Here is a 3,874-nt window from a genome sequence, read left to right as displayed (position 1 = left end):
TAGACCTGCTGACCCAGCCTTTTTGCCCACCAGGAGGGGCTGGAAGTGAAGTTGTCACCTACTGAGCTCGACGGTCATGCGGCTTTTGGGGTAGCCGTATTGGTTCATCAGGCGGTGAATCCAGAATTGCCGAATCAGTTCTTCTGGCTTGGCGAGCACTTCCTTGTCGCGCACGAGGCACTTGACGTAAGTTGTGCCCTTTTTATCGGTCAGGCGGGCCTGAATGTCATTGATGGCGGATATCCCAAATGTGGTCGCAGCCGTAGCGAAATCTTCCGCCTTGAGAATGTCTGAGAGAGATTGCATCTCATCTTAAGGTAGAGCAATTTGTGGCGTTCTATCTGTGAGATGGCTGCCCTGCTGTTCCTTTCTATCCTCACCCCATGCGTTCTTTTACACTCATTCAGCTCTCCAACGCCCGTTTCCCTACTCGGCAAATGCGCAAAGGCCATAGCAGGCAGCAAGCTACCCGCCCACCACACGCTTATGCAAAGGCGAGCACTGGCATTGAGGGCGGCGCAGCAGTAGCGCCGGGCTTTCACCCCGCTCATACAGTCAACGAAACGGCCTGCTAAGTTGACCCATGCAACAAGTGTCGCGTGGGGGACGGCGGGGCGGAGTTCCAGCCATCGTCAAGGGGATCATGGCCCTGCTGCTGATAGGGCTCCTGGCCGGGCTGGCCCTGCTGTGGCAGTACGGCCCCCGCTTCGGGATTTATCTGCTGCCGCCGACGCCTGCGGTCTATGCCGACACGGCCCTGAGCATGATGGACAACGGCTACTACGCCACGGGCGAAAAATGGCGGGAGGCGCGTGCCGCTGCTGTCGCAGCCACCCGGGAGGCCGCCAACTACGCCGCTACCTTTCCTGCCCTACGTGAAGCGCTGGCGGTGGCGGGTGGCCCGCACTCCAAACTGCTGGACGAAGGCGAGAGCCTCGCTGAGCGGATGGGGCCGCCGCAGCTCCCCAGCCTGGAAACCTCAGATGGGATCACCACGGTGACCGTGCCCGCTGTAGGAGCAGACGAAGCTCAGGCGCTGCAGGCGTATGCGGACACGCTGGCCCAGGGCCTGGTGAGCGCCGGGGCCGCGACGGGCTGCGGCTGGATTGTGGACCTGCGCGGCAATACCGGCGGCAACATGGAGCCGATGCTGGCGGGCCTGAGCCCGCTGCTGGGCCGGGGCCGGGTTGGGGGCTTTGTGGACAATCAGGGCCAGGTGACTGAGCTGGCGCTCCAAGACGGCGCGGTGCAGGTCGGAGGCAGCTCCACCTTTGGGACGCCATATTACCAGCCGCTAAAAGGACCGGTGGCCGTGCTGCAAGATGGGCGGACCGCGTCTTCAGGCGAGGTGGTGCTGCTGGCGTTCTACGGACGCCCTGACACGCGCACATTTGGTGCGCCGAGTGCCGGGCTTTCGTCCGCCAATCAGGTGCGCAAGTTGTACGGCGGCACGGAGATGCTGCTCACGGTGGCGCTGGATACGGACGCGGCGGGCAACGTGTACGGCGGCGTTCTTGAGCCGCAGCAGCCCACTGACCCCGGAGCAGCCCCGGAGGCGGCGCGGGCCTGGCTGGCAGAGCAGTGTCAGTCCACCTGATTCTGCATGCCACAATTCCCCCATGACCAAAACCAAGCTGACCTACGTCACCGACACCTACTGCATCTGGTGCTGGGGCTTTGGCGAAGCGCTGCGGGGCTTTGCGGCGCAGAACGCAGACCGCATTGAGCTGGAAGTGCTGCCCGGTGGCCTGCTGGTGGGTGACCGGGTACAGCCCGTAGGCGAGAAACCCCGCGTGTTGGAATCGGCGGCGCGGGTCACGGAGGTCACCGGCGTGGCGACTGGCGAGGGCTTTCGCCGCAGCGTAGAGGAAGGAAGCGCAGTGCTGGATTCCGGCGTGGCGGCGCGGGCCTACTGGGCGCTGCACGGGCTGGCACCGGGGCGCGGGCTGGAGATTGCCCATGCGTTGCAGCACGCCTGGTACTGGGATGGCCGCGACCTCCGCGACCCAGCGGTGATTCAGGACGTCGCCACTGAGCTGGGCCTGGATGCAGCGGCGGCCCGCCGCGCTCTGGCTGACCCAGCCACTGAAATGCAGGCCCTGGCCGGGTTCGAGCGGCGCAAGACCCTGGACGTTCCTGGCTATCCCACCCTGCTGGTGCACGGCCCGCACGGTTCCCAGCGTATTGGCGGGGCGCGGGCCACCCCGGCCAAGCTGACCGCTGCCTTTGAGCGGGTGCTGGCAGGTGAAACGGTAGAGCAAGAAGACGAGTGAGCCCTGGCTCCTCGGCGGCGCAGCATTAGAAAGGGGGGACACCAGCCGCAGCTGTAGCCCCCCTTCCTGCCCGCTCTCCGCTCAGTTGCGGAAGACGCTGCCCGGGAACTGCACCAGACTTTCGTTGCCGTCGCGGCTCACGGCGGCCACGCCGAAGTAGTAGTTATCCACGACCAGGCCGGTCATGGTGTATTCGTTGGTGCCGGCGGGCACCCAGACCGAGTGGGTCCACTGCGGCTCGGTGGTCAGGCGGTAGTAGATTTTGTGGCCCAGCAGGTTGCGGTTGGTCCCCGGCTTCCAGCGCAGTTTGGCGGCTGGCTGCACGCCCCCGCCCAGGGCCACATCCGTCGGGGCGGCGGGAGCCCAGCCCAGCGAGGCGAGCGCCGCCACATTCGCCCCGGTCAGCCGAGCCGCGTAGTCAAAATTCACCCCTTCGATCACGTCACCGTACTGCACGCCGTTCTCGGTGCGGATGTCCTGGTGTTGGCGGTTGTAGTTCTCGTTGGTTTCCATCAGGCGCACGGCTGGGAAGCCGGCATTGTTGAAGGGCGTGTGGTGGCCGCCGCGTCCAAAGCGGTCCAGGCGGTACACCATCATCGGGTCCAGCTGCGGCAAATAAGTCTGCGTGGTGCGGTGGACGTAGCGTGCCAGTTGCCGGCTGGGGCCGTCCACTTCGCCGCCATAAAAGCGCCGCTGCTGCAAGGTCTTCTCGTCAGCGCCCTGAAAATATGGCTCGGAGAAGATGCGGAAGCTGCGGTTGTTGATGATGCCGTTGACGCCCTCAATGTTGCCGATCATGTCGTTGTTCAGCACGCCGATGACATTCCAGCCTTCAGCCTTGGCTTTGGCCGCCAGGAATTCGCCGCCGTACAGGTTTTGCTCCTCGCCGCTCAGGCCCGCCAGCACGATGGAGTTGGCGAACTTATAGCGGCTCAGCACGCGGGCCGCTTCAATGGTGCCGGCCAGGCCGCTGGCGTTATCGTTGGCACCGGGGCTCACCGAGGTGGAATTCATCACGTCGGTGACGCGGCTGTCAATGTCACCGCTCATAATCACGTAGTCGTTGGGACGCACGGTGCCGCGCAACACGGCGTATACATTCACCACTTCGGTATCGCGGTCAATCCGCTCACTGCCGGCCTTGACCAGGGTGCGCTGCTCATACACTTCCAGGCAGCCGCCGCACTCGGCGCTGATCTTCTCAAACTCGGTCTTCATCCAGCGCACGGCTGCGCCGATGCCCTGAGTGTCCGAGTCGGTCTGGGACATGGTGTGGCGGGTGCCAAAGCCTATCAGCGTGCGGATGTCCGCTTCGATCCGTTCAGCGCTGGGCGCCGCCGCCAGCTCCATCACACGCGGGTCGAAGGCTGGGGGCGCCACGGTTCTGCGGGCCGCCGTGGTCGGAGCAGAGGTTAGAGCAGTGGCTGCACCAAAAGCTGCCGGCGCTTCATCTGCGCCCAGATCGGCCTGAGCAGAAGCGAGCAGGGACAGACCCAGCAGGGCCGTCAGATACCCAAATTTTTTTGACATGGATCTCAGTACCCGACAACTTTACTTTTTCTCTGTCCAGAACAGCATAGTGGCTCCACAACCACCGTTAA

4 protein-coding genes are annotated in these 3,874 nt (G+C 64.1%); 2 read left to right on the top strand and 2 right to left on the bottom strand.

Translation table 11 applies throughout. The features are described 5' to 3' along the window. Positions 1-54: 54 nt before the first annotated feature. Positions 55-306 (bottom strand): type I restriction enzyme HsdR N-terminal domain-containing protein, encoded by a 252-nt coding sequence (locus IE158_RS13195; RefSeq protein ID WP_189644169.1) that lies wholly within the window; start codon positions 304-306, stop codon positions 55-57. A gap of 277 nt (positions 307-583) precedes the next feature. Here IE158_RS13195 and IE158_RS13190 point away from each other — a divergent pair, with 277 nt between their 5' ends. Together IE158_RS13190 and IE158_RS13185 are read left to right on the top strand one after the other, a co-directional pair. Further along, entirely contained in the window at positions 584-1,597 is a 1,014-nt protein-coding gene (locus tag IE158_RS13190) for a S41 family peptidase (RefSeq protein ID WP_189644168.1), read from the top strand. 22 nt (positions 1,598-1,619) lie between these two features. Next, entirely contained in the window at positions 1,620-2,273 is a 654-nt protein-coding gene (locus IE158_RS13185) for a DsbA family protein (RefSeq protein ID WP_189644167.1), read from the top strand. Positions 2,274-2,354: 81 nt separating this feature from the next. Here the strand turns inward: IE158_RS13185 and IE158_RS13180 are convergent, their stop codons facing one another. Further along, the gene (locus tag IE158_RS13180) at positions 2,355-3,803 is read right to left on the bottom strand and encodes a M28 family peptidase (RefSeq protein ID WP_189644166.1); all 1,449 of its coding nucleotides are present in this window, start codon (positions 3,801-3,803) and stop codon (positions 2,355-2,357) included. Positions 3,804-3,874 lie beyond the last annotated feature (71 nt).

Origin of the sequence: Deinococcus piscis (assembly GCF_014653275.1) — a bacterium.
Lineage (GTDB): Bacteria > Deinococcota > Deinococci > Deinococcales > Deinococcaceae > Deinococcus > Deinococcus piscis.
The sequence above is the reverse complement of the archived record's forward strand: the minus strand, read 5'-3'. Positions and strand labels throughout refer to the sequence as shown.

Excerpts from the sequence above, each read along its gene's own strand:
- IE158_RS13195 (WP_189644169.1), bottom strand. The coding sequence starts at position 306 with ATGCAATCTCTCTCAGACATTCTCAAGGCGGAAGATTTCGCTACGGCT.
- IE158_RS13190 (WP_189644168.1), top strand. The coding sequence starts at position 584 with ATGCAACAAGTGTCGCGTGGGGGACGGCGGGGCGGAGTTCCAGCCATC.
- IE158_RS13185 (WP_189644167.1), top strand. The coding sequence starts at position 1,620 with ATGACCAAAACCAAGCTGACCTACGTCACCGACACCTACTGCATCTGG.
- IE158_RS13180 (WP_189644166.1), bottom strand. The coding sequence starts at position 3,803 with ATGTCAAAAAAATTTGGGTATCTGACGGCCCTGCTGGGTCTGTCCCTG.